The 18852-nt window shown below is 74.7% G+C and carries 15 protein-coding genes; 7 read left to right on the forward strand and 8 right to left on the reverse strand.

Features of this window, described 5'->3' with window-relative positions; genetic code table 11:
• Nucleotides 1-48 precede the first annotated feature (48 nt).
• On the reverse strand, nt 49-462 hold the full coding sequence (locus tag ACLQ2R_RS13490; RefSeq protein ID WP_425959811.1) for a MerR family transcriptional regulator: 414 nt from the start codon (nt 460-462) through the stop codon (nt 49-51).
• Nucleotides 463-525: 63 nt separating this feature from the next.
• Between ACLQ2R_RS13490 and ACLQ2R_RS13495 the strand changes: the two genes are divergently transcribed.
• Nucleotides 526-1143, forward strand: coding sequence for an NADPH-dependent FMN reductase (locus ACLQ2R_RS13495; protein ID WP_425959812.1), 618 nt, complete (start codon nt 526-528; stop codon nt 1141-1143).
• 17 nt (nt 1144-1160) lie between these two features.
• Entirely contained in the window at nt 1161-2654 is a 1494-nt protein-coding gene (locus ACLQ2R_RS13500) for a DHA2 family efflux MFS transporter permease subunit (RefSeq protein ID WP_425959813.1), read from the forward strand.
• A gap of 96 nt (nt 2655-2750) precedes the next feature.
• On the opposite strand, the gene ACLQ2R_RS13505 is transcribed toward ACLQ2R_RS13500, so the two are convergent.
• Both ACLQ2R_RS13505 and ACLQ2R_RS13510 read right to left on the reverse strand, forming a co-directional pair.
• Entirely contained in the window at nt 2751-5486 is a 2736-nt protein-coding gene (locus ACLQ2R_RS13505; protein ID WP_425959814.1) for an ABC transporter substrate-binding protein, read from the reverse strand.
• A 388-nt stretch (nt 5487-5874) separates the two neighbouring features.
• Nucleotides 5875-6768 carry a carbohydrate kinase family protein gene (locus ACLQ2R_RS13510; protein ID WP_425959815.1) on the reverse strand — a complete coding sequence of 298 codons (894 nt, stop codon included), beginning with the start codon at nt 6766-6768 and terminating at the stop codon, nt 5875-5877.
• Between the two features lie 236 nt (nt 6769-7004).
• On the opposite strand from ACLQ2R_RS13510, the gene ACLQ2R_RS13515 reads away from it, so the two are divergent.
• Nucleotides 7005-9623, forward strand: a complete 2619-nt coding sequence (locus ACLQ2R_RS13515) for a GNAT family N-acetyltransferase (RefSeq protein ID WP_425959816.1) — start codon at nt 7005-7007, stop codon at nt 9621-9623.
• A 31-nt stretch (nt 9624-9654) separates the two neighbouring features.
• On the opposite strand, the gene ACLQ2R_RS13520 is transcribed toward ACLQ2R_RS13515, so the two are convergent.
• On the reverse strand, nt 9655-10287 hold the full coding sequence (locus tag ACLQ2R_RS13520) for a hypothetical protein (RefSeq protein WP_425959817.1): 633 nt from the start codon (nt 10285-10287) through the stop codon (nt 9655-9657).
• Between the two features lie 370 nt (nt 10288-10657).
• Here ACLQ2R_RS13520 and ACLQ2R_RS13525 point away from each other — a divergent pair, with 370 nt between their 5' ends.
• The 3 genes from ACLQ2R_RS13525 to ACLQ2R_RS13535 are packed head-to-tail and all read left to right on the forward strand — an operon-like array spanning nt 10658 to nt 13193.
• Entirely contained in the window at nt 10658-11248 is a 591-nt protein-coding gene (locus tag ACLQ2R_RS13525; RefSeq protein WP_425959818.1) for a DUF5998 family protein, read from the forward strand.
• Complete coding sequence (locus tag ACLQ2R_RS13530) at nt 11245-12360, forward strand: alkaline phosphatase family protein (RefSeq protein WP_425959819.1); 1116 nt, start codon at nt 11245-11247, stop codon at nt 12358-12360. Before ACLQ2R_RS13525 ends, ACLQ2R_RS13530 begins: the two co-directional genes overlap by 4 nt.
• A complete protein-coding gene (locus ACLQ2R_RS13535; RefSeq protein WP_425959820.1) occupies nt 12357-13193 on the forward strand; it encodes a sulfurtransferase in 837 nt (278 codons plus the stop codon). Before ACLQ2R_RS13530 ends, ACLQ2R_RS13535 begins: the two co-directional genes overlap by 4 nt.
• On the opposite strand, the gene ACLQ2R_RS13540 is transcribed toward ACLQ2R_RS13535, so the two are convergent.
• The 4 genes from ACLQ2R_RS13540 to ACLQ2R_RS13555 are packed head-to-tail and all read right to left on the reverse strand — an operon-like array spanning nt 13133 to nt 17860.
• Nucleotides 13133-15697, reverse strand: coding sequence for a CHAT domain-containing protein (locus tag ACLQ2R_RS13540; protein ID WP_425959821.1), 2565 nt, complete (start codon nt 15695-15697; stop codon nt 13133-13135). The two genes, ACLQ2R_RS13535 and ACLQ2R_RS13540, sit on opposite strands and share 61 nt — an antisense overlap.
• A complete protein-coding gene (locus ACLQ2R_RS13545) occupies nt 15698-16162 on the reverse strand; it encodes a hypothetical protein (RefSeq protein ID WP_425959822.1) in 465 nt (154 codons plus the stop codon).
• Nucleotides 16159-16749, reverse strand: a complete 591-nt coding sequence (locus tag ACLQ2R_RS13550) for an RNA polymerase sigma factor (protein WP_425959823.1) — start codon at nt 16747-16749, stop codon at nt 16159-16161. The genes ACLQ2R_RS13545 and ACLQ2R_RS13550 overlap by 4 nt, the downstream gene beginning before the upstream one ends.
• Before the next feature lie 43 nt (nt 16750-16792).
• A complete protein-coding gene (locus ACLQ2R_RS13555) occupies nt 16793-17860 on the reverse strand; it encodes a S8 family peptidase (RefSeq protein WP_425959824.1) in 1068 nt (355 codons plus the stop codon).
• 206 nt (nt 17861-18066) lie between these two features.
• Here ACLQ2R_RS13555 and ACLQ2R_RS13560 point away from each other — a divergent pair, with 206 nt between their 5' ends.
• Nucleotides 18067-18561: a DUF3145 domain-containing protein gene (locus tag ACLQ2R_RS13560; RefSeq protein WP_386245858.1), complete on the forward strand. Its 495-nt coding sequence runs from the start codon at nt 18067-18069 to the stop codon at nt 18559-18561.
• Nucleotides 18562-18852: the final 291 nt, after the last annotated feature.

Consider the following 18852-nt stretch of genomic DNA (forward strand, 5'->3'; position numbering starts at 1 on the left):
CGGGGAGGCCGGCGGGCGGGGAGGCCGGCGACCGGCGGGTCGCCGCGTTCAGGAGCGGTCCGGCACCTCCGGTGCCCTGACGTGGTCGTCGATCTCGCACAGGCGCCGGTCGGAGCTGATCTCGTCGAGGTAGGTCCGCAGCGCCGCGGTGCGCGCCTCGGCCTCGTCGACGAGGGCGACGGCGACGCGGTTCCAGTCCTGCGGCCGGGGGGAGTCGGGGAGCGCGGCGAAGATCTCCGCGATCTCCCGTACGGTCAGCCCGACGCGCTGGGCGACCCTGGCGACCTTGATCCGGCAGGCGGCGAGGTCGTCGAAGCGCCGCTGGTCGCCGGTGGTGCGGTAGGCGGTGATCAGCCCGTGCTGCTCGTAGAAGCGCACGGCCGAGGGTGCGACCCCCGCCGCCGCCGCGACGTCCTTGACCGACAGGGTGAAGCCGGACGGGATGTTCGCTGCGATGCTCATCCGGCCATGATGCCCGGCGAACCGGTTTGACTTCACCATATGTCGAAGGCTGAGCATCGTGCCATGACCACTGCGACACCTTCGTACGACACCGCCTCGCCACGACCCCACCGGGCCGGGCCGCCTCCGTTGCGGATCGCCGTCATCGCCGCCAGCGTCCGCAAGGAGCGGCTGAGCCGCACGCTGGCGGACTGGGCCGCGGGCAGGGCGTCCGGCTCCGGCGTCGACGTCGACCTGATCGATCTGGCCGAGTGCGACCTGCCCGACGACCGGGAACTGCAGCCGGGCGGCGGCCCCCGCTCCGTGATCGCCGACCGCATCGAGCGTGCCGACGGGTACGTGATCGTGACCCCGGAGTACAACCACAGCTACCCGGCCGGCCTGAAGCGTGCCGTCGACTGGCACTACGGCGAGTGGATGTTCAAGGCGGCCACCGTGATCTCCTACGGCGTACAGGGCGGCCTGCTGGCCGCCGAGCACCTGCGCGGGGTGTTCGCCGAGCTGCACGTGGTGACCACCCGCCGCGTCGTCGGACTGCGCGAGCCGTGGAACGACGTCCACGACGGCGGGTTCGCACCACCGCCCGGCCCGGGCGAGGCCGTCGACGAGGCGTTGCGCGAGCTCGCCTGGTGGGCGGAGACATTACGGGCCGCCCGTCGCGACCGCCCGTTCCGGCGTTGAGCGCGGCGGGACCGGCGATGGATCCTCGCGCACGCCTCATCGGCCTGGTGCTCGCCCTCGGCGGGCTGATGGTCACCGTCGACACCACCGTCACCCTGGTCGCCGTACCCGCGATCATCGCCGACCTCGACTCGACCCTGCCCGCGGTGCAGTGGGTGACCAGCGGCTACCTGCTCGCTGTCGTCGCGGTGATCCCGCTCGCCGGCTGGGTGGCGGACCGCTACGGCGCCCGCCGCGTGTACGTGACGGCACTGGTGGTCTTCACCCTGTCCTCGGCCCTGGCGGGCCTGGCCTGGGACTCCGGATCGCTGATCGCGTTCCGGGTCCTGCAGGGCCTCGGCGGTGGCCTGCTCACCCCGGTGGGACAGGCCATCGGCCTGCGCGCCGTGTCCCGGGAGTCCCGCGGCCGGCTGATGAGCCTGCTCGGGCTGCCCCTGGTCATCGGCCCCGTCCTCGGCCCGCCGCTGGCCGGCTGGCTCGTCGACACGTCCTCCTGGCGCTGGGTCTTCCTCCTCAACGTGCCGATCGGCGTCGCGGCCGTGCTGCTGTGCGCGCGCCTGCTGCCGCGCGATCCCGCCGACCCCGCCGGCCCCGTCTCGGCCTCACGGATGGACTGGACCGGCCTGGCTCAGGTCTCCGGCGGCGCCGTGCTGCTCGTGCTGGGCTGCACCCTCGTCGGGGAGAGCGGCGCGGTGACCGCGGAGGCCGGCGCCACACTCGGTGCTGGCCTGCTGCTCCTGGCCTCGTTCGTCGTCCGCGCCCTGCGGGTCGACGCTCCCCTGGTCGACCTGCGGCTCCTGCGCCACCGGCCCCTCGCCGCCGGCCTGACCGTGCTGGCGTGCTTCGGCGCCGCCTACTTCGGGGCGATGTCGATCCTGCCGATCTACGTCCAGGCCGTCCGCGGTGACCCGGCCGCCCTCGCCGGCACCGTCACCGTCCCGATGGCCCTGGCCGTCGGGGGAACCCTGCAGATCGCCACCCGGCTGGTGGACCGGCTGCCGCCGCGACGCATCGTGCTCACCGGCGTGACGGTGGGCCTGCTCGGAACCGTCGCGCTGCTGATCACCACGACGAACGGCGCGCCCTACCCGCTGATCGCGGCCGCGGCGGCCGTCCTCGGCGTCGGTTCCGGCGCCACCCTGATGCCGACGATGACCGTGGCCCTGCGCGACCTGGAGCACGGGGACACCTCCCGCGGCACGACACTGCTCGCGCTCGTCCAGCAGCTCGCCGGTGCCGTCGGTGTCGCCCTCGTCGCCACCGTCCTCACGGTCCTGGTGTCGGCCCGGGTGCCCGAACTCGCCGCCACCGGCGACGGCGGGCTCACCGCGATGCTCGCCCTCGATCCGGCCGCCCGCGCGGCGCTCGGCACCCGGCTCGCCGGCGCGGTCGGCGCCGGCTACGCCGTCGCCGCGGTCCTCGTGGCACTCAGCGCGGTGGCGGCGGTCGTGGGGCTCCGTCACGCCGCCCGGGCCGGGGACCGGGCCGACGCGTCGAGATCGCCGGCCTGATCGGCGGCGGACGCGGGGGGCGAGGTGCACGTCACAGCGCGCCCGGCGGTCTTCCGCCGAGCGGTGGAAGGCCGCCGCCCCCCTGACCGGGTGCGCTCAGGAGACCCCCAGCGCCAGGTGGTCGTAGTCGCGGAAGGCGTCGCTGACGTAGGCGTTGGTGAGGCGGTCGCCGCGCAGCAGGACGTGTGTGTCCCACTGGACGGGCAGGACGACGGCCTGCTCCGTCACCGTCCGGTCGACCCGGGCCCACAGATCCTCGCGGCGGGCGGTGTCGGGCTCGGTGTAGGCGCGGTCCAGCAGCCGGTCCACCTCGGGCAGCCGCACGCTCACGTTGTACGAGCCCTTCTGGCCGATCTCACGGCTGTCCGCGAGGTACGACAGATAGTCACGCCCCTCGGGCCAGTCGGAGTTCCAGCTCATCAGGACCAGGCCGATCGCGTCCCTCCTCAGCGCGGCGGGATTGCCACCGTGGTCGGAGAGATAGTCATCCTCGGGAAACCCCTTGAGGGTGAGCCGGATGCCGACCCGCGCCAGTGAGCGTTTGAGCCGTTCGGCGGCGTCGACCTGACGCGGCTGGTCCGATTCGTAGGTGATCCCGGCCGTGAAGCCCTTGGGCCTGCCGCAGGCGGCCAGATGCGCCCGGGCCCGCTCCAGGTCCCCGCCGCCGGTCTGGTGGAGGTCCAGCGGCCGGTGCCCGGGGATGCCGGGCGGCAGCAGGCCGGTGGCGATCCTGCCGGAGCGCAGGCCCGTGCCGAAGGAGTCGCGCAGGGACACCCGGTCGGCCGCCGCGAACACCGCCCTGCGGCACGACACGTTGTCGAAGGGAGGCACCTCGGGGTTGAGCGCGATGTAGCGCAGGTAGTTCACCGTGGCCACCTCGGTGCGTGCTCGCAGGTCGGCCCGCTTCTCGATCCGGTCGGCCAGGTCCTGGACGGCGCCGGGGTTCAGGTCCAGGTCCAGCTTCCCGGAGACGAGGCCGTCGTCGATGACGTCCTGGTCCACGTCGAAGTCGATCTCGTAGCGGTCGGGGAGCGCGCGGCGGTGCGGATCGACGGCGGCCGACCAGTGCGGGTTGCGGACCAGGACGAGCCGCTTGCCCTCGCGAAGGGTGCCGAACCGGTAAGGCCCCGAGGAGAGCACCTGGCTGCCGTACTTCCCCCGGGTGTCCCTGGCAGGGGGGACCGGCATGGTCTGGGAGTTCTGGACTACGTGGTCGAAAGTGGGGTAGGGCCTGACCAGGTGGAAGACGATCGTCCGGTCGTCGGGCGTCTCGATCGCCGAGGAGGTGTCCGCGCCGGGCGACCGATAGGGGCCCCGGTAGTCCTCCGGCAGGTCGAGGAGGTTCTCGAAGTGGGAGGGACCCTCGTCGTGGACCTCGGTGCTGAGCGTGCGGAGCACCGCGTGCTCGACGTCCGCCGAGACGATCGGCGTCCCGTCCTCGTACTTCAGCCCCTCGCGGAGCCGGTAGGTCCACGTCCGGAAGCCGTCGCCGGGAACGCCCGGCCCCTCGGCCAGGTCGCCCACCGGCTCCCGCCCGGCGGCGCCGGGCACGGAGGGGTACATCGTCAGCGCCCGCCCGTAGAGCCGCATGAGGTTCCACAGCGAGGTGCGGTAGCTGTTGCCCGGGTCCAGCGAGGAGGGGACGTAGCCGGCGGCGATCCGGATCGTCCCGCCGCGCTTCGCCGAGGGGTTGGCGATCGACGTCGCCGCCGGGTCCGGCACGGCCCTCGCGCTCCCCTTGCCGGACTGCCCCGTGGCCCTCGCGGTGACCTGCGCGGTGGCCTGGACGGCGCCGGAGCCGCCCCGGGGGATCCCCGCCCAGATCGCGGCGACCAGCGCGCACGCCGTCACGACCGCCGCGCCCGCGACCAGGACACGACGGCGGGGTCCTCGTCCGCCGGGGCCGGGAGCCGAGGCGGGGGAGGTCTCCGGCGGCGACCACACCGGCACCTGCACCGGCACCGGCACCGTCGACGTCGCGGCCTCGGAGGCGGCACGGGACGGGAGGGAGGACACGGACCGGCCGTTCAGGTTCAGCAGCGTGTTCAGCACCTCCTCGGAACTCGGGCGCGCCCCGGGATCCTTGGCGAAGGCGGCGCGCAGCAGCGGACGCAGCGACTCCGGCACCGCGGACAGATCCGGCGTGCCGGTGAGGATCGCGTGCATCACCGTCGGCAGGGTGCCCGCCCCGAACGGCGGCTGCCCGGTCGCGGCGAACACCATGGTCCCGGCCCAGGCGAACACGTCGCCCGCCGTGCCCGCGTCCTGGCCGTGGAAGTGCTCGGGTGCCATGTAGGTCGGCGTGCCGATCACGCCGCTGGTCATGCTCTGCCCGGCGTCCAGTGCCCTGGCGATGCCGAAGTCGATGACGCGCGGGCCGTCGGGGCCCAGCAGGACGTTGCTCGGCTTGAGGTCGCGGTGCACGATCCCGGCACGGTGGATCGCGACCAGCGCGGTGGCGGTGGCGACGGCGAGCCTGATCAGCGCGTGCTCCGGGCGCGGGCCGTCGCGCAGCACCGCCTGCTGCAGCGACTCGCCGTCCACGTACTCGCTGAGGATGTACGGCCGGGCGCCGACGGTGTCGACCTCCAGCACGCGGGCGGTGCAGAACTGGGCGACCCTGCGGGTCGCCTCGGCCTCCCGCCGGAAACGCCGCTGGGCCGCGGGATCGTCGGCGAGCTTGGCGTGCAGCACCTTGAGCGCGACGCGCTCTCCCGAGGGCGTCAGCGCGAGGTAGACGACGCCCTGGCCGCCCTCCCCGAGGAAACCGGCCAGCCGGTGCTCGCCGACCCACTCGGGATCACCCTGCCGCAGGGGGAGCGGCTCCGGCATACCGTTCACTCCAGGGGGCGCGATGAACGTGACCCGACCACGATATTGAATCGATCCGTCCGCAGGGAGGACCCGAGGATCATTTCGGTGAGCTCGTTGCCCCGCGCGGAGGACACGAACGGGATGAATGCGACCGGAGGGGGAAACAACCGACGGAGACGCTTCAAAAAGGAGGCGACAATTCGGGAAAGAGGCGACGGCTCACCGGGCGATCCGGGAACCACCGTCCGCGGACAGGATGGGTTCAAAGGCGAGACCGCCCGGAAGCGCCACGCTTCGAAGGCGAGACCGTCCAGAGACGCGACGGTTCAGAGACAGGACCGTCCGGAAGCGCGACGGCTCAGAGGAGAGACCGTTCTGAGGCGCGACGGTTCTGAGGCGCGACGGTTCAGAGGCGGGGACGCGCACCCAGGTGCGAGATGGCCCGGGAGGCCAGGTGGCAGCCGTCGGCCAGCGCCTCGGCCGGGGGCTTGCCGCCGAGCCAGGCCGGCAGGAAGCCCGCGGTGAAGGCGTCACCCGCACCGGTGCCGTCGACCACGCGATCGACGGCCTCGGCCGCGGCCTTCACCGGGTCGGGGCGGTTGTTGCCGAACCACAGGGCGCCGTCGTCGTTGAGCTTGACGACCACCTGCGGGAACCACGCGGTGAGCACCTTGGCGGCGGCGGCCGGGTCGTCGCGGCCGGTGAGCACCTTGGCCTGGTCGGCGTTGGCGAACAGCAGCTTGGCGTTCTGCGTCCACTCCAGGAACGGCTCGGCGCCGGTGCGCTCCAGCGGCGCGGACGAGGAGCAGTCCACCGAGACGGACATGCCGGCGCGGCGGGCCAGCTCCAGGGCCGCCAGCCCGGCGTCGCGGGAGCCCTCGTTGATGAGCGTGTAGCCCGACAGGTGCAGGTGCCCGCCCTGGGAGAACAGGTCGCGCGGCAGGTCCTCGGGTGACAGGGCCGCGTTCGCGCCGGGGTCGGAGAGCATGGTGCGCTCGCCCTTGTGCGTGACGAGCACCACGCAGGTCCCGGTGGGACGCTCGGGGTCCATCACGAGGCGGGCGTCGACGCCGTACCCCATGAGTTCCATGTCGCGGTTGCGGCCGGTGATGTCGGCGCCGCGCCGTCCGATGAAGGCGACCTCGGTGCCCTCGACGGCGAGCCAGGAGGCGATGTTGGCACCCGAACCGCCACCGTGCATGGTGACGATCGCCGGTGTGTCACTCGCCCTGGCCAGCGGGTAGCGAGCCCGGGCGACCGCGTCGGTCATGAGATCGCCCACCACGACCACCCGCGTCATGATGTCACCACCTTGCTGCCTTCGATGCCGACATGCCTGTGTCCGTGCCTGTGTACGCGCCCGTCTGCGTGCGGTGAGCCGTACCGCCGGCCGTGCCCTCCGGCCGCCAAAAACTTAACAGCTTCCGGCCAGCGTGTGGGGCCTTGACCGGACACCGGACCAGAGTCGATGCACAAGCGTTGCGTGAATCCCCCCGGCCGGTCCACCGCGTGGGAGCCACGTCTACTCTCGGGACTGTGGAGGCTGCTCAGTATCCCGCTCACTGGGAGGCGGACGTCGTCCTGTCGGACGGCGGCACCGCCCACGTACGCCCGATTCGGCCCGCCGACGCCGACCGGTTGCGTTCCTTCTACGGCCGGCTGTCCGACGAGTCGATCTACTTCCGCTTCTTCGGCCCCCGGCCGCGGCTGTCGGACCGGGAGATCACCTGGTTCACCAACGTCGACTACGTGGACCGGGTGGCGCTGATCGCCACGATCGGCACGGAGATGGTGGCCGTCATCCGCTACGACCGGATCGAACCCGGCGAGGCCGAGGTCGCCTTCCTCGTCGAGGACGCCCACCAGGGCCGGGGGGTCGCCTCGGTGCTCCTCGAACACCTGGCCGCGACCGCCGGGGAGCACGGGATCGGCCGCTTCGTCGCCGACGTGCTGCCCGCCAACCAGAAGATGATGGGAGTGCTCAAGCAGGCCGGCTACACCGCGCAGAGCCGCTTCGCCGACGGCGTGGTGCGCATGACCCTCGACCTCACCCCGACCGAGACCGCGCAGGAGGTGACCGCCTCCCGCGAGCACCGCGCCGAGTCCCGCTCGATCGAGCGGCTGCTGTCGCCGGGATCGGTGGCCGTCGTGGGAGCGGGACGCGAACCGGGCGGCATCGGCCAGACCGTGCTGCGCAACCTGCTCGGCGCCGACTTCACCGGACCGGTCTACCCCGTGCACCGCGAGGCGCGGGCCGTGGCGGGCGTGCGGGCCTACCCCAGCGTGACGGCCATCGACGGCGAGGTGGACCTGGCCGTGCTCGCCGTACCCGCCGACGGGGTCATCGACGTGGTCAAGGAGTGCGCGGAGAAGGGCGTGCGCGGGCTGATCGTGGTCTCCTCCGGATTCGGTGAGACCGGCGCGGAGGGGCGGGCACGGCAGGACGAGCTGGTGCGCATCGCCCGCGCGTACGGCCTGCGGGTCGTGGGCCCCAACTGCCTGGGCATCGCCAACACCGACCCCGCGGTCCGGCTGAACGCCACCCTCGCGGCCACCGTCCCCGGGCGGGGCCGGGTCGGGTTCTTCAGCCAGTCGGGCGCCCTGGGCACCGCGCTGCTGCAGCGGGTGGCCCAGCGCGGCATGGGCATCTCCTCGTTCGTCTCGGCGGGCAACCGGGCCGACGTGTCCGGCAACGACCTGCTGCAGTACTGGGAGGAGGACCCGAACACCGACGTGATCCTGCTCTACCTGGAGTCGCTGGGAAACCCCCGCAAGTTCGCGCGCCTGGCGCGGCGCATCTCGCGCCGCAAGCCGATCGTCGTCGTCAAGAGCGGCGGCACCACCCAGGGCGTCCCCTCCGGTCACGCCGCGCCCGTCCTCGGACTGCCCGACACCGCGCTCAGCGCGCTGTTCGAGCAGGCCGGGGTGATCAGGGTCGACGACCTGATCCAGCAGTTCGACGTGGCGCAGCTGCTGGCCTACCAGCCGCTGCCCGCCGGGCCCCGGGTCGGCCTGGTCAGCAACTCCGACGCGATGGCCCTGCTGGCGGCCGACGCCTGCGTGCGGGTGGGCCTGGAGCCGCTGCCGCCGGTCAACCTGGGCGCGCGCGGCTGCGCCGCGGAGTTCGGCGAGGCCCTGGCCTCGGTGCTGCCCCAGGTGGACGCGGTCGTCGCGATCTACATGCCGCCCATCCCCGGCAACGCCGCCCAGGTCGCCGCCGAGCTGCTGCGGGTCTCGCGCGGCTGCGGCAAGCCGGTGCTGGCCACGTTCGAGGGCAAGATCGGCATGCTGGAGGGGCTGCGGGTCGGCGCCGTCCCCGAGCGGGGCTCGATCCCCTCGTACGCGGCGCCGGAGGAGGCGGTCCGCGCGCTCGCCCACGCGGTGCGCCACGCGCGCTGGCTGGAGCAGCCCGCCGGGGTCTTCGAGGAGCCCGGCGGCGTCGACACCGGCGCGGCCCGGGAGCTCGTGCAGGCGGCGCTGGGCGAGGCCACGGCCGAGATCGACGCCTCGGAGCTGCTGGCCCGCTACGGGGTGGAGGTCTGGCCGTCGGAGACGGTGGGATCGGCCCAGGAGGCCGTCGAGGCCGCGGAAAGGCTCGGCTGGCCCGTCGTGCTGAAGGCCGCCGGCCCCGAGGCGGCCAAGCGCGCCGGGACCGTGCGCCTGGGACTGGCCGGCCCCGACGGGGTGCGCGACGCCTACGCCGACCTGACGCGCCAGCTCGAACCGGAGTCGGTGCTCGCGGTGCAGCGGATGGCCCCCCAGCCCGCGGTTCCGGCCGTGGCCGGTGTGATGGAGGATCCCGCCTTCGGCGCGGTGGTCTCCTTCGGCCTCGGCGAGGTCACCGCGCGGCTGCTCCGCGACGAGGCGTACCGGCTGGCCCCGCTGACCCGCGAGGACGCCGCGGCCCTGGTCAGGTCACCGCGCGCCGCGCCCCTGCTGCTCGGCGAGTACGGCTACCCGCCGGTCGCGGTGGAGGCGCTGGAGGAGCTGCTGATCCGTCTCGGGCGGCTGGCGGACGACCTTCCCGAGGTCGCGCGGCTGATCCTGGACCCGGTGCTGGTGGGGGAGAGCCAGGTGATCGTGCTGGGCGCCCGCGCCGTGCTCCGCAGCCACCAGGGCCCGCGCCCCGACGGCGGCCCCCGCAGGCTGGGCTGACCCCGGGGTACGAGACCGGTTACGAAGCCGGTCACGGGGTCGGTGCGGGCAGGTCCCGGGCGCTGCCGATCACCGGGGCGGCGCCGGTGACGGGCGGCAGGATCTGGACACTGCGGGCCACCGTGTCGATCGCCGGGTCGGCGGCCGCGGCAACGGCATCGGTACCGGGCGGCACGGTCTGGACCGCCCTGCCGGAGACGGTCAGCGTGCCCGCCGCGTCCCGCGCCACGGCCACCTCGACCGTGATCCGGGGAAGCTGGAACCCCGGGGCGGCCCGCCCGCCGGTGCCGCAGCCCAGGCGCCGGACCGTGATCCGGCACGTCCATCCCAGGCCCCCCGCCCGGACCGGGGTCAGCCCGGCGGGAAAGTGGTAGGTGATCCCGGTGGGGCGGGTGATACCGGGGGAGTGGCGTCCCGCCACGACGTCGACGGAGAAGACTCCCGTGCCGCCCGCCTCGAACGGGCCGTCGTGGACCGTGCTCAGGACCAGGTCCCGGGAGAGCGCCTCCCCGGGAACGGGAGGCACCGCACCCGCCGCACCCGCCGCGCTCACCGCACCCACCGCGCACACCATGCCCACCGCGCACACCATGCCCGCCGTGCACACCGTGCGCACCACGGCGAGCACCGGCCCGGCCAGGCGTCCCGGACGGTCGTCGGCCATCTCTCGTCCCTCTCTGCCGGGGACTCCCGCCCGGAGGCCGTGGGAAGCGCCTTCCAGGGGCGGGGCCCGTGAGTGAAGCGGGCGTCGACACGCGCCGCACCGGCCGCCACCCGGCCCGGAGGGCACGCGGGCGGCCACCGCTCCCGGTAGCCGTTAAAAGATCACGTCAAACCGTACGAAGGGAAAAGGTATGGCCGGGGCGTGCCCCGGCGGCACCCGGAAACGCCCGGATCCCCCTGAAAAGGCCCCCGGGGAAGGGGTCTCGCACGGCCCCGGGAGCCGGGGCGGAGCGGATCACGATTTGCACCACCCGGCGAAGGTCACCCGCTCCGGGTGAAAGCGCCGCCCCGGACAGGGCAGGATGGGACCCATGAGGGAAACCCGACTCTCGTCCGCCGGCCTGCGAGACGCCATCGACCGCAGTGGCTACTATCCCGACCTGGTCGCCGACGCGGTCGAGTCCGCGCTCGGCAAGGAGCAGGTGGGTGCCTACGTCGTGCACCACGAGGCCACCTTCGACCCGGCCATGGAGGTGCGCAGGCACGTCACCGTGCTGGTGCTCTCTCCCACCCGGCTGCTCGTCTGCCACACCGACGAGCACCCGCCCGTGGAGGGGGTGTCGGCGTCCCACGCCTCCACGACCACCGAGGCCGTACGGCTCAGCCGGATCCAGTCGGTCGCGGTCACCCGGGTCGTCCCCGACCCCGCCTCCTACGTGCCGGGCGTGCCGCCCACCGAGGTCACGCTGACCATCGGCTGGGGCGCGATCTCCCACGTCGACCTGGAGCCGGCCACCTGCGGCGACGAGAACTGCGAGGCCGATCACGGATACACCGGCGCCATCACGGCCGACGACCTCTCCCTGCGGGTGAGCGAGGCGGCCGACGGACCAGAGGCCGTCTCCCACGTGCTGGCTTTCGCCAAGGCACTGTCGGAGGCCACGGCTCTCACCGCCTCGTGAACCCGCTCATCCCCGCGTACGGGACGGCCTCGCTCGCCGACCTGTCCTCCTCGCTGCTGGCCGCGGTCGGCATGGACGGCGACAACCCGCTGGAGCTCGCCCCGGCCGAGCGGGTGCTGCTCTTCCTGGTGGACGGCATGGGCGCCGAGCTGCTCCGCGCCCATCCCGAGACCGCGCCTTTCCTGTCGTCGCGGCCGGACAGGGTCCTCACCGCGGGATTTCCCGCCACGACCGTGACCAGCCTGAGCAGCCTCGGCACCGGCCTGCCGCCGGGCGAGCACGGCATGCTCGGCTGCCAGTTCGCCGTCCCCGGCGCCGGTTACCTGTTCAACTGCCTGCGCTGGACCTCCCCGGGCCCGCCCATCGACCCCGACGAGTGGCAGCCGACCCCGACGGTGTACCAGCGCGCGGCCGAGGCGGGCGTCTCGGTCGGCTACGTCGGCCCGGCCAAGTTCGAGACCACCGGCTTCAACCGGGCGGTCTACCGCGGGGTCCACTTCATCGGGGCCGACGAGATCGACGAGCGCGTCGCCGGGGTCGGCCGCGCGCTGGCCGAGCCGCGCGCCCACGTCACGGTCTACTACGGCGACCTGGACTCCACGGGTCACCTGACCGGCTGGGGTTCGGCGGAATGGCTCGACCAGCTCGCCCGGGTCGACCGGATGGCCGAGCGGCTGGCCGAGACGCTCCCGCCGGGCTCGGCGATGTACGTCACCGCCGACCACGGCATGGTCAACGTCGGCGAGCGGATCGACGTCGACGCCCTGCCCGCCCTGCGCGAGGGCGTCGCCCTGCTCGGCGGCGAGGCCAGGGCCCGTCACGTCTACACCGCCCCCGGCGCGTCCGCGACGGTCCTGGAGTCCTGGCGTGAGACCCTCGCCGGGAAGGCGTGGGTGGCCTCCCGGCAGGAGGCGGTCGACTCCGGCTGGTTCGGGCCGAGGATCCGGCCCGAATGGCTGCCCAGGATCGGCGACGTGCTGGCCGTGCCGTACACCGACTGCGCCATCGTCTCCACGGCGACCGAGCCGAAGGAGGCGGCCTTCATCGGCTGCCACGGCTCCCTGACCCCCGCCGAACAGCACGTCCCCCTCCTGGAGGTGAGCACCCGATGAGCCCGCTGATCACCGCCGCGGAGCTGGCGGACCTGCCCGGGGCGACCGTCCTGGACGTGCGCTGGAGGCTCGGCGGCGCGCCCGGCGCCGCCGGCGTCGACGACTACCGGGCCGGGCACGTCCCCGGCGCGGTCTTCTGCGACCTGGAGACCGACCTCGCCGGACCGCCCGTGCTGCGGGCCGGGACACCCGGGGGCCGCCACCCGCTTCCGGCGGCCACCTCGTTCCAGGAGGCGATGCGGCGGCTCGGCGTGTCCGGCTCCCGCCCCGTCGTCGTCTACGACGAGGCCGACTCCACCGCCGCGGCCCGCGCCTGGTGGACGCTGCGCCACTTCGGCCACCCCGACGTGCGCGTCCTCGACGGCGGCCTGCGCGCCTGGATCGCCGCGGGGTCGCCGCTCTCCACCGAGGAACCGGTCCCCGAGCCCGGCGACTTCGAGGCGCGGCCCGGCGGCATGCCGGTGCTCGACGCCGGCCAGGCCGCCCGGCTCGCCGCCGACGGGGTGCTGCTGGACGCCCGCGCCGCCGCACGGTACCGCGGCGAGGCCGAGCCGATCGACCCGGTCGCCGGCCACATCCCGGACGCGGTCAGCGCCCCCACCGGCGAGAACGTCGAACCCTCCGGCCGGTTCCGTCAGGCCGGCTTCCTGCGCGAGCGGTTCAATACCCTGGGCGCCGTTCCCGGCGTCGAGGTGGGCGCCTACTGCGGCTCCGGCGTGACGGCGGCGCACCAGGTGCTCGCCCTGGAGGTGGCCGGCGTGCCGGCCGCGCTCTACGTCGGGTCGTGGTCGGACTGGGTGAGCGACCCGTCGCGGCCGGTCGCCACCGGCTGATCCCCGTACCCGAAGCAGACGAAGCCCGGCACGCCCGTCGTCCCGCTCGCGACGGCCAGCGCCCGCGCGGGCGGGTCGCCGGCGGCCAGCGCCGCGTGGAAGGCCGTCATCAGCGTCAGCGTCTCGGTGTCGCGGACCGGCACCAGGCTGGCCACCACGCACCGCGACCCCAGCGACAGGAACGTGCCGGCCAGCCCCAGCGGTGCCCCGTCGGCCGGGGCGTGGGCCATCCCGGCGTCGCAGGCCGACAGCACCACCAGCGCGGGCGGGGTGCGCAGCCGCAGCAGGTCGTACGCCATCAGCGGACCGTCGTCGAGGTCGATGCTCGACAGCAACGGCCCGCGCGGGGAGAACATGCCGTGCGCGGCCAGGTGCGCCACGTCCGCCTCCTCCAGCGCGGCCAGCACGTCCGCCCGCCGTGCCGCCACCCGTTCCGTCCCCGGGTGGCACCGGCCGACCATGGCGGCCTCGGCCCCGGCGCACCGCAGGCCCGGACCGGCCACCGCCACGACCCGTCTCCCGCGTCTTCCCTCCCGCCCGTCCTGCCCGTACGGGTCGTCGCGCGGGTCCCGCGCGGGGGAGCCGCGCCGCCCGGCCAGCCAGGCGGCGGCGCTGGCCGCCACGGTCACCGGCCGGCCGTCGTTCGACGGCAGCAGAGGCCAGGGCAGGGTGTGCAGGCTCCCGGTCGGGACGACCACCAGGGGGCGGTCCCCGAGCAGGCCGCGCAGTGGATGCAGAAGCAGGCGCTCCAGCTCGGCCGCGTCCGCCCCCTCCGTACCGGAGACGGTGTCCCTGCCGTCACGCAGGTGCGCCCTGCGCAGCCCGTAGCGGAGGCGGACGGTGGCCTCGGCCACGGCCGCGAACCCCCCGAGGCGGTGCAGCGTCACCCTCTCCCGGGTGACCGCGACGGCGACCAGTTCGCTCCGGTGACGGACGAACTCCACCAGCAGCGTCCGCCCCAGCGCCTCCCGCAGCTCGGCCGGACCGGGAGCGAGCGGCCGGCCCGAGCCGCCGGTGACCGCGCGCCACCGTTCGGCCCAGGCCAGGACCGCGTGACCCCGACCGGTCCGCAGGGCCAGCTCCAGCCCGAGCGCGGCCAGCGGCTCACCCGCCCTGACCGCGTGCGCGCGCAGCATCGGATCCTCGATCACGCCGGTGCCCGCCCCCACCTCGGCCAGGCCGGCCAGCACCGCGGCGAACGCCCCCCGCCGATCGCCCGCCAGGTGGCGGAGCAGCGCCGTGGCCTGGCGGGCGACCACACCGCGGCCCGGGCGGGCCAGCACGGCCAGCAGCTCCCGCGCGGCCCGCACGTCGCCCAGCTCCAGCGTGACCTCCGCGGCGGTGAGCCTGAGCGCCGCCGAGACGTCGCCGTACCCGGCCTCGGCGAGGTCGTCGGCGCACGAGAGCATCTCCCCGGCGAGCGCCGCCGAGGGAGGGCCCAGGGCGAGCCGGGCCCGCAGCCCGATCTCGGTGGCGAGCGGAACCAGGACCGCCCGGCCCTGCGCGGCCAGCTCGCGGGCGGCCGGCCCCGCGCTCTCCGCGGCCCCTCGCGGATCGCCGGTACGCAGCTCCACCCTGGCGAGCAGCAGCCGCGCCTCCGCCAGGGCCACCCCGGCGCCCGCCGCCACCAGCTCGGGGATCGCCGCCTCCAGCAGCACCCGCGCCTCGCCGGGCAGGTGGGCCGCGATCAGCGCCTCCGCCAGGTCGCAGCGGACCGTGGCCAGCCGCTCCGGGAAACCGAGCAGCGATATCTCGGCGCGCCGGTAGGCGGTGAACGCGGCCGGCAGGTCGCCGCGCCGTGCGGACAGGAACGGCAGGTTGCCCTCGGCCAGGGCGAGCAGGTGCTCCAGGCCCGCGTCCCGCGCCAGCTCCGCGCACCGGCTCACATCGGCTTCGGCGGCCGCGAACTCCCCGAGGAACACGCGGGCGAGCCCCCGGTTCAGCATCGCGCCGGCCAGGAACCTCACGTCGCCGCCGAGGACGGCCACCGCCCGGTCGCACTGGGCGACGGCCTCACGGTAGCGGCCGAGCCGCGCCAGGGCCACGGCGCGGTGCACCCCGAGTTTTCCCAGCTCGGCGCCGGTCAGGCCGGGTTCGGCGTCGGCGGCGACGGCCAGCGCCTGCTCCGGATGGCCCAGCTCCGTGCGGACGTGGACCAGCGAGAGCCGGGCCTGGGCCGCCCGGTGCCGCAGGCCCGCCGAGAGGGCGACCTCCACCGCGCGGTGGAGCCGTTCCTCGGCGAACGGCAGGTCGCCCAGCTCGCGTGCGGCCACCGCGAGCGCCCGGTGCGCCACCGCCTCGGCCTCGCAGTGCCCGCAGCCGATGACCCGCCCGCCCCGCCCGTCCCGCCCCGCCGCCCCCGGGCAGGAGTCCGGGAGCGAGGCGAGCACGTCGTGGGCCAGGGAGAGGGCACCGGCCGGATCGCTGCCCGAGAGGTCGACCGCGCGCTCGGCGGCGGTGACGGCGGGGGTGTGCTCGGTGGCGAGCGTCTCGTCGAGGCTCACCTACGGGCGGATCCGCGTCCAGGTGGTGACCACCGGCGAGCGGTCGGGCCGGTGGCAGACCACGCTGAACCACCCCGGTGGCAGGCCGGTGACGGCGAACCGGCCCGTCGGGGAGGGCGTGCGCGACTCGGTGAGGTGCAGCGTGCGGATCTCGACCAGCGCGCCCTCCCCGGGCCACGGCGAGATCTGGCCCGCCAGGTCGACCAGGCCGTCCAGGGAGGTGACCTCCAGCTCCACCGTGAGACCGGCCGCGGTGAACCTCAGCAGCCGCGGCCGCTCGGCGGAACGGACGCCGTGCGGCGCGGGCGTGGCCGCGGCGCGGGCCGTGGCGGCACCGGGCAGCCGCAGGCCGAAGGTGGCGCGGGCCGCGGCCGTCACCCGCTCGGGCACCGGATCGCTCCCCGAGGCCATGCGCAGCGCGGCTATCAGGGACTCGTCGTCGATCGACGTGGGATGCCGCGTCACGGTGTCGCCTCCCGGGCGGTGAGCATGGTGCGCAGGCGGTTCAGGCAGCGGCCCCGCGTGGGGCCGTAGCTCCCGGCGGGCATGCCCAGGCGCCCGGCCAGCTGCTGGACGCCCGCGTCGGGCGCGGAGGCCATCAGCCGGAACAGCGAGCGGCACGGCTCGTTCATCTCGTCGACGGCCTGCCACAGCCGGCGGCCCTCGTCGGCGGTCAGCACGGCCAGCGCCGGGTCGGCGTGGGCGTGTCGTGCGCCGTCCGGCGCGGTGAGGGGATGACCGTCGTCCGGGTGCTCGGCCACCGGCCGCTCGGCCCGGTGGCGCCGGCTCAGCAGGGACGCCTCCCGCTTGGCCGTGGTCAGCAGCCAGCATCCGAGGCGGTCCGGGTCACGGATGGTGTGCAGGCTCTCCAGCAGTCTCAGCCAGGTGCCCTGCACGGCGTCGGCGGCGTCGGCGGCGCTCAGGTCGTAGGCGCGCACGGCCGACCAGAGCGGGCCGGTGAACCGGGCGACCAGGGCGTCCCAGGCCTCCTGACCGCCCGCCAGGACGTCGTCGATCGCGTGCTGGTCCCTCACCGGCGTCTCCAGGGTCACGTGGAACACCCTGGGTGTTCGGGCGATGACTTTGGGTGAGACTTTAGCCGGGCATGGCCACGACCACACCGGAATCCGGAATCCGCCTGCTCCCCGCGCCTTCCAGGAGGTGCTTCGCGGCCTCCTCCGGGGATCGTTCCACGGCGGCCGCGGCGATCGCCCCGCTCACCAGGGCGGCGGCGAAGGAGGTCCCGCTCCAGCGGGCGTAGCCGTCGAAGGGGGCGTGGTCGAGGAAGGCGCTGGACAGCCACTCCCCCGGCGCGCAGGCGTCGACCCAGGGTCCGTGGCCCGAGAACGGGGCCCGGGCCTCTCCGGCCGCGTCCAGCGCCGCGACGGCGATCACCCGGGGTGAGGCGGCCGGCCAGAACGGGCGGTCCGAGGCGGTGTTGCCCGCGCACGCCACCGTGACCGTGCCGTCCAGTTCCGCCAGCGCGGCCTCCACCAGCGGGGAGGGGCCGTCGTCGAAGGTGTGCGTGCCGAAGGAGAGGTTGAGCACGCCGGGCGGGTCGGACGCGAGCCGGCCCAGGACGTGCAGGAGCCCGGCCTCGTCCCCGACACCGTGGCCGTCCAGCATCCTGACCGGCCGCAGGCGTGCCGACGGGGCCGAGCGCAGGACCAGCCCGGCGATGAACGTGCCGTGCCCGGCCTGGGGGTCGGGCTCGCCGTCACCGTCGCCGTCGGCGACCTCGTCGCCCTCCCGCCCCCGCTCCAGGAACCACGGGCTCCGCTCCCACCAGGGATGCTCCGCCAAACCGGTGTCGGGCAGGGCGACGGTCACGGCGCCGCCCGCGGGGCCGTCCGCGGCGGAGCCGGGCGCCGGGAGGGCGGCGCGCGGGAAGGGGCGTGAGGCGGGTCCGCCGAAGTAGAGCGGCTGTCCCCTCAGGACGTGGTTGGGGGAGGCCCGCAGGCCCCGCGCCCGCACCGAGGCCACCAGGTCGCAGACGTCCACGCCGGGGGAGAGGCGCACCCGGTAGATCCCCCCGGTCTCGGTGACGGCGTCGGCCCAGCGGGCGGTGGCCGCCAGACCGGCGGCGTCGGTCAGCAACTGGCCCTTCCGGATCAGGGCGGGCGAGCCGGAGATGGGTTCGACCCGTTCGATGCCGATATCCATGTGGTCCTCCGGAAACGATCGCCGAGGGGCGGGGTTCTCTTCATTCCCGGGAAAGTCACGGTCAAGTGCCCGCGCCGCAACATCTCGGTATGACCCCCCTCTGGTGCGAGATCGCGACCGACGGTAGTCTCTCCTTCAGTCACTTGTGATCATCCTGGAACGAGGCCGTTGGGGAAGGCGCACCTCGTACCGAAACGGGAGGTCCGGTGTCTGCTCGTGGCGTGCTTTACGTCCACTCGACTCAGCCTGCGCTGTGCCCGCATATCGAATGGGCGGTCGCGGGTGTCCTTGGCGTACCCGTAGACCTGACCTGGACTCCGCAGCCCGCCGCGCCCGGCCACGTGCGCGCGCAGGCCGAGTGGGAGGCCCGTGTGGGTACGGCGGCGGCCATCACCTCGTCGCTGATGGGCTGGCAGCGCATACGCTTCGAGGTCACCGAGGACGCCTCACCGGGCGCCGACGGGTCCCGGCATGCCTACACGCCCTCGCTGGGCGCGTTCACGGCGGTGATCGGCGCCTCGGGGGACATCCTGGTCCCCGAGGACCGGCTGCGCTCGGCCATGCTGATGGCCCGCCAGGGCCGGGTGGTGCTGGAGGAGGAGCTGGACCGCATGCTGGGCAAGCAGTGGGACGCCGAGCTGGAGTCCTTCCGGTATGCCGGCGAGGGGGCCCCGGTCCGCTGGCTGCACGCCGCCGTCTGACCTTCCGTCCCTCCCGGCCGGCCACCTGTGAGCGCGGTCCTCCTCCGGCCGGGGCGCGCGTTCCCCGGCCTCTTCCGGCCGGGCCGCCTGTGAGCGCGGTCCTTCTCCGGCGGGCCGGCCGCCGCCGCCCGAGCCGCTCGCTCCCCTCTGGCGCCCCACTTCCGACCCGTGGAAAACCCGTGGCCCCGCCGACGAGGTCGGCGGGGCCCCGGGCGCGGGGGGGGGGGGGCGGCACGCGGTGTCTTATACACATCTCGCAGGGGATAGTCAGATGACGCTGCCGACGAATCC

This window comes from Streptosporangium sp. DT93 (assembly GCF_049844535.1).
Lineage (GTDB): Bacteria > Actinomycetota > Actinomycetes > Streptosporangiales > Streptosporangiaceae > Streptosporangium.

What these genes read in the sequence shown, in the direction of transcription:
- ACLQ2R_RS13490 (WP_425959811.1), bottom strand. Translation starts at nt 462, where the DNA reads ATGAGCATCGCAGCGAACATCCCGTCCGGCTTCACCCTGTCGGTCAAG.
- ACLQ2R_RS13495 (WP_425959812.1), top strand. Translation starts at nt 526, where the DNA reads ATGACCACTGCGACACCTTCGTACGACACCGCCTCGCCACGACCCCAC.
- ACLQ2R_RS13500 (WP_425959813.1), top strand. Translation starts at nt 1,161, where the DNA reads ATGGATCCTCGCGCACGCCTCATCGGCCTGGTGCTCGCCCTCGGCGGG.
- ACLQ2R_RS13505 (WP_425959814.1), bottom strand. Translation starts at nt 5,486, where the DNA reads ATGCCGGAGCCGCTCCCCCTGCGGCAGGGTGATCCCGAGTGGGTCGGC.
- ACLQ2R_RS13510 (WP_425959815.1), bottom strand. Translation starts at nt 6,768, where the DNA reads ATGACGCGGGTGGTCGTGGTGGGCGATCTCATGACCGACGCGGTCGCC.
- ACLQ2R_RS13520 (WP_425959817.1), bottom strand. Translation starts at nt 10,287, where the DNA reads ATGGCCGACGACCGTCCGGGACGCCTGGCCGGGCCGGTGCTCGCCGTG.
- ACLQ2R_RS13525 (WP_425959818.1), top strand. Translation starts at nt 10,658, where the DNA reads ATGAGGGAAACCCGACTCTCGTCCGCCGGCCTGCGAGACGCCATCGAC.
- ACLQ2R_RS13535 (WP_425959820.1), top strand. Translation starts at nt 12,357, where the DNA reads ATGAGCCCGCTGATCACCGCCGCGGAGCTGGCGGACCTGCCCGGGGCG.
- ACLQ2R_RS13555 (WP_425959824.1), bottom strand. Translation starts at nt 17,860, where the DNA reads ATGGATATCGGCATCGAACGGGTCGAACCCATCTCCGGCTCGCCCGCC.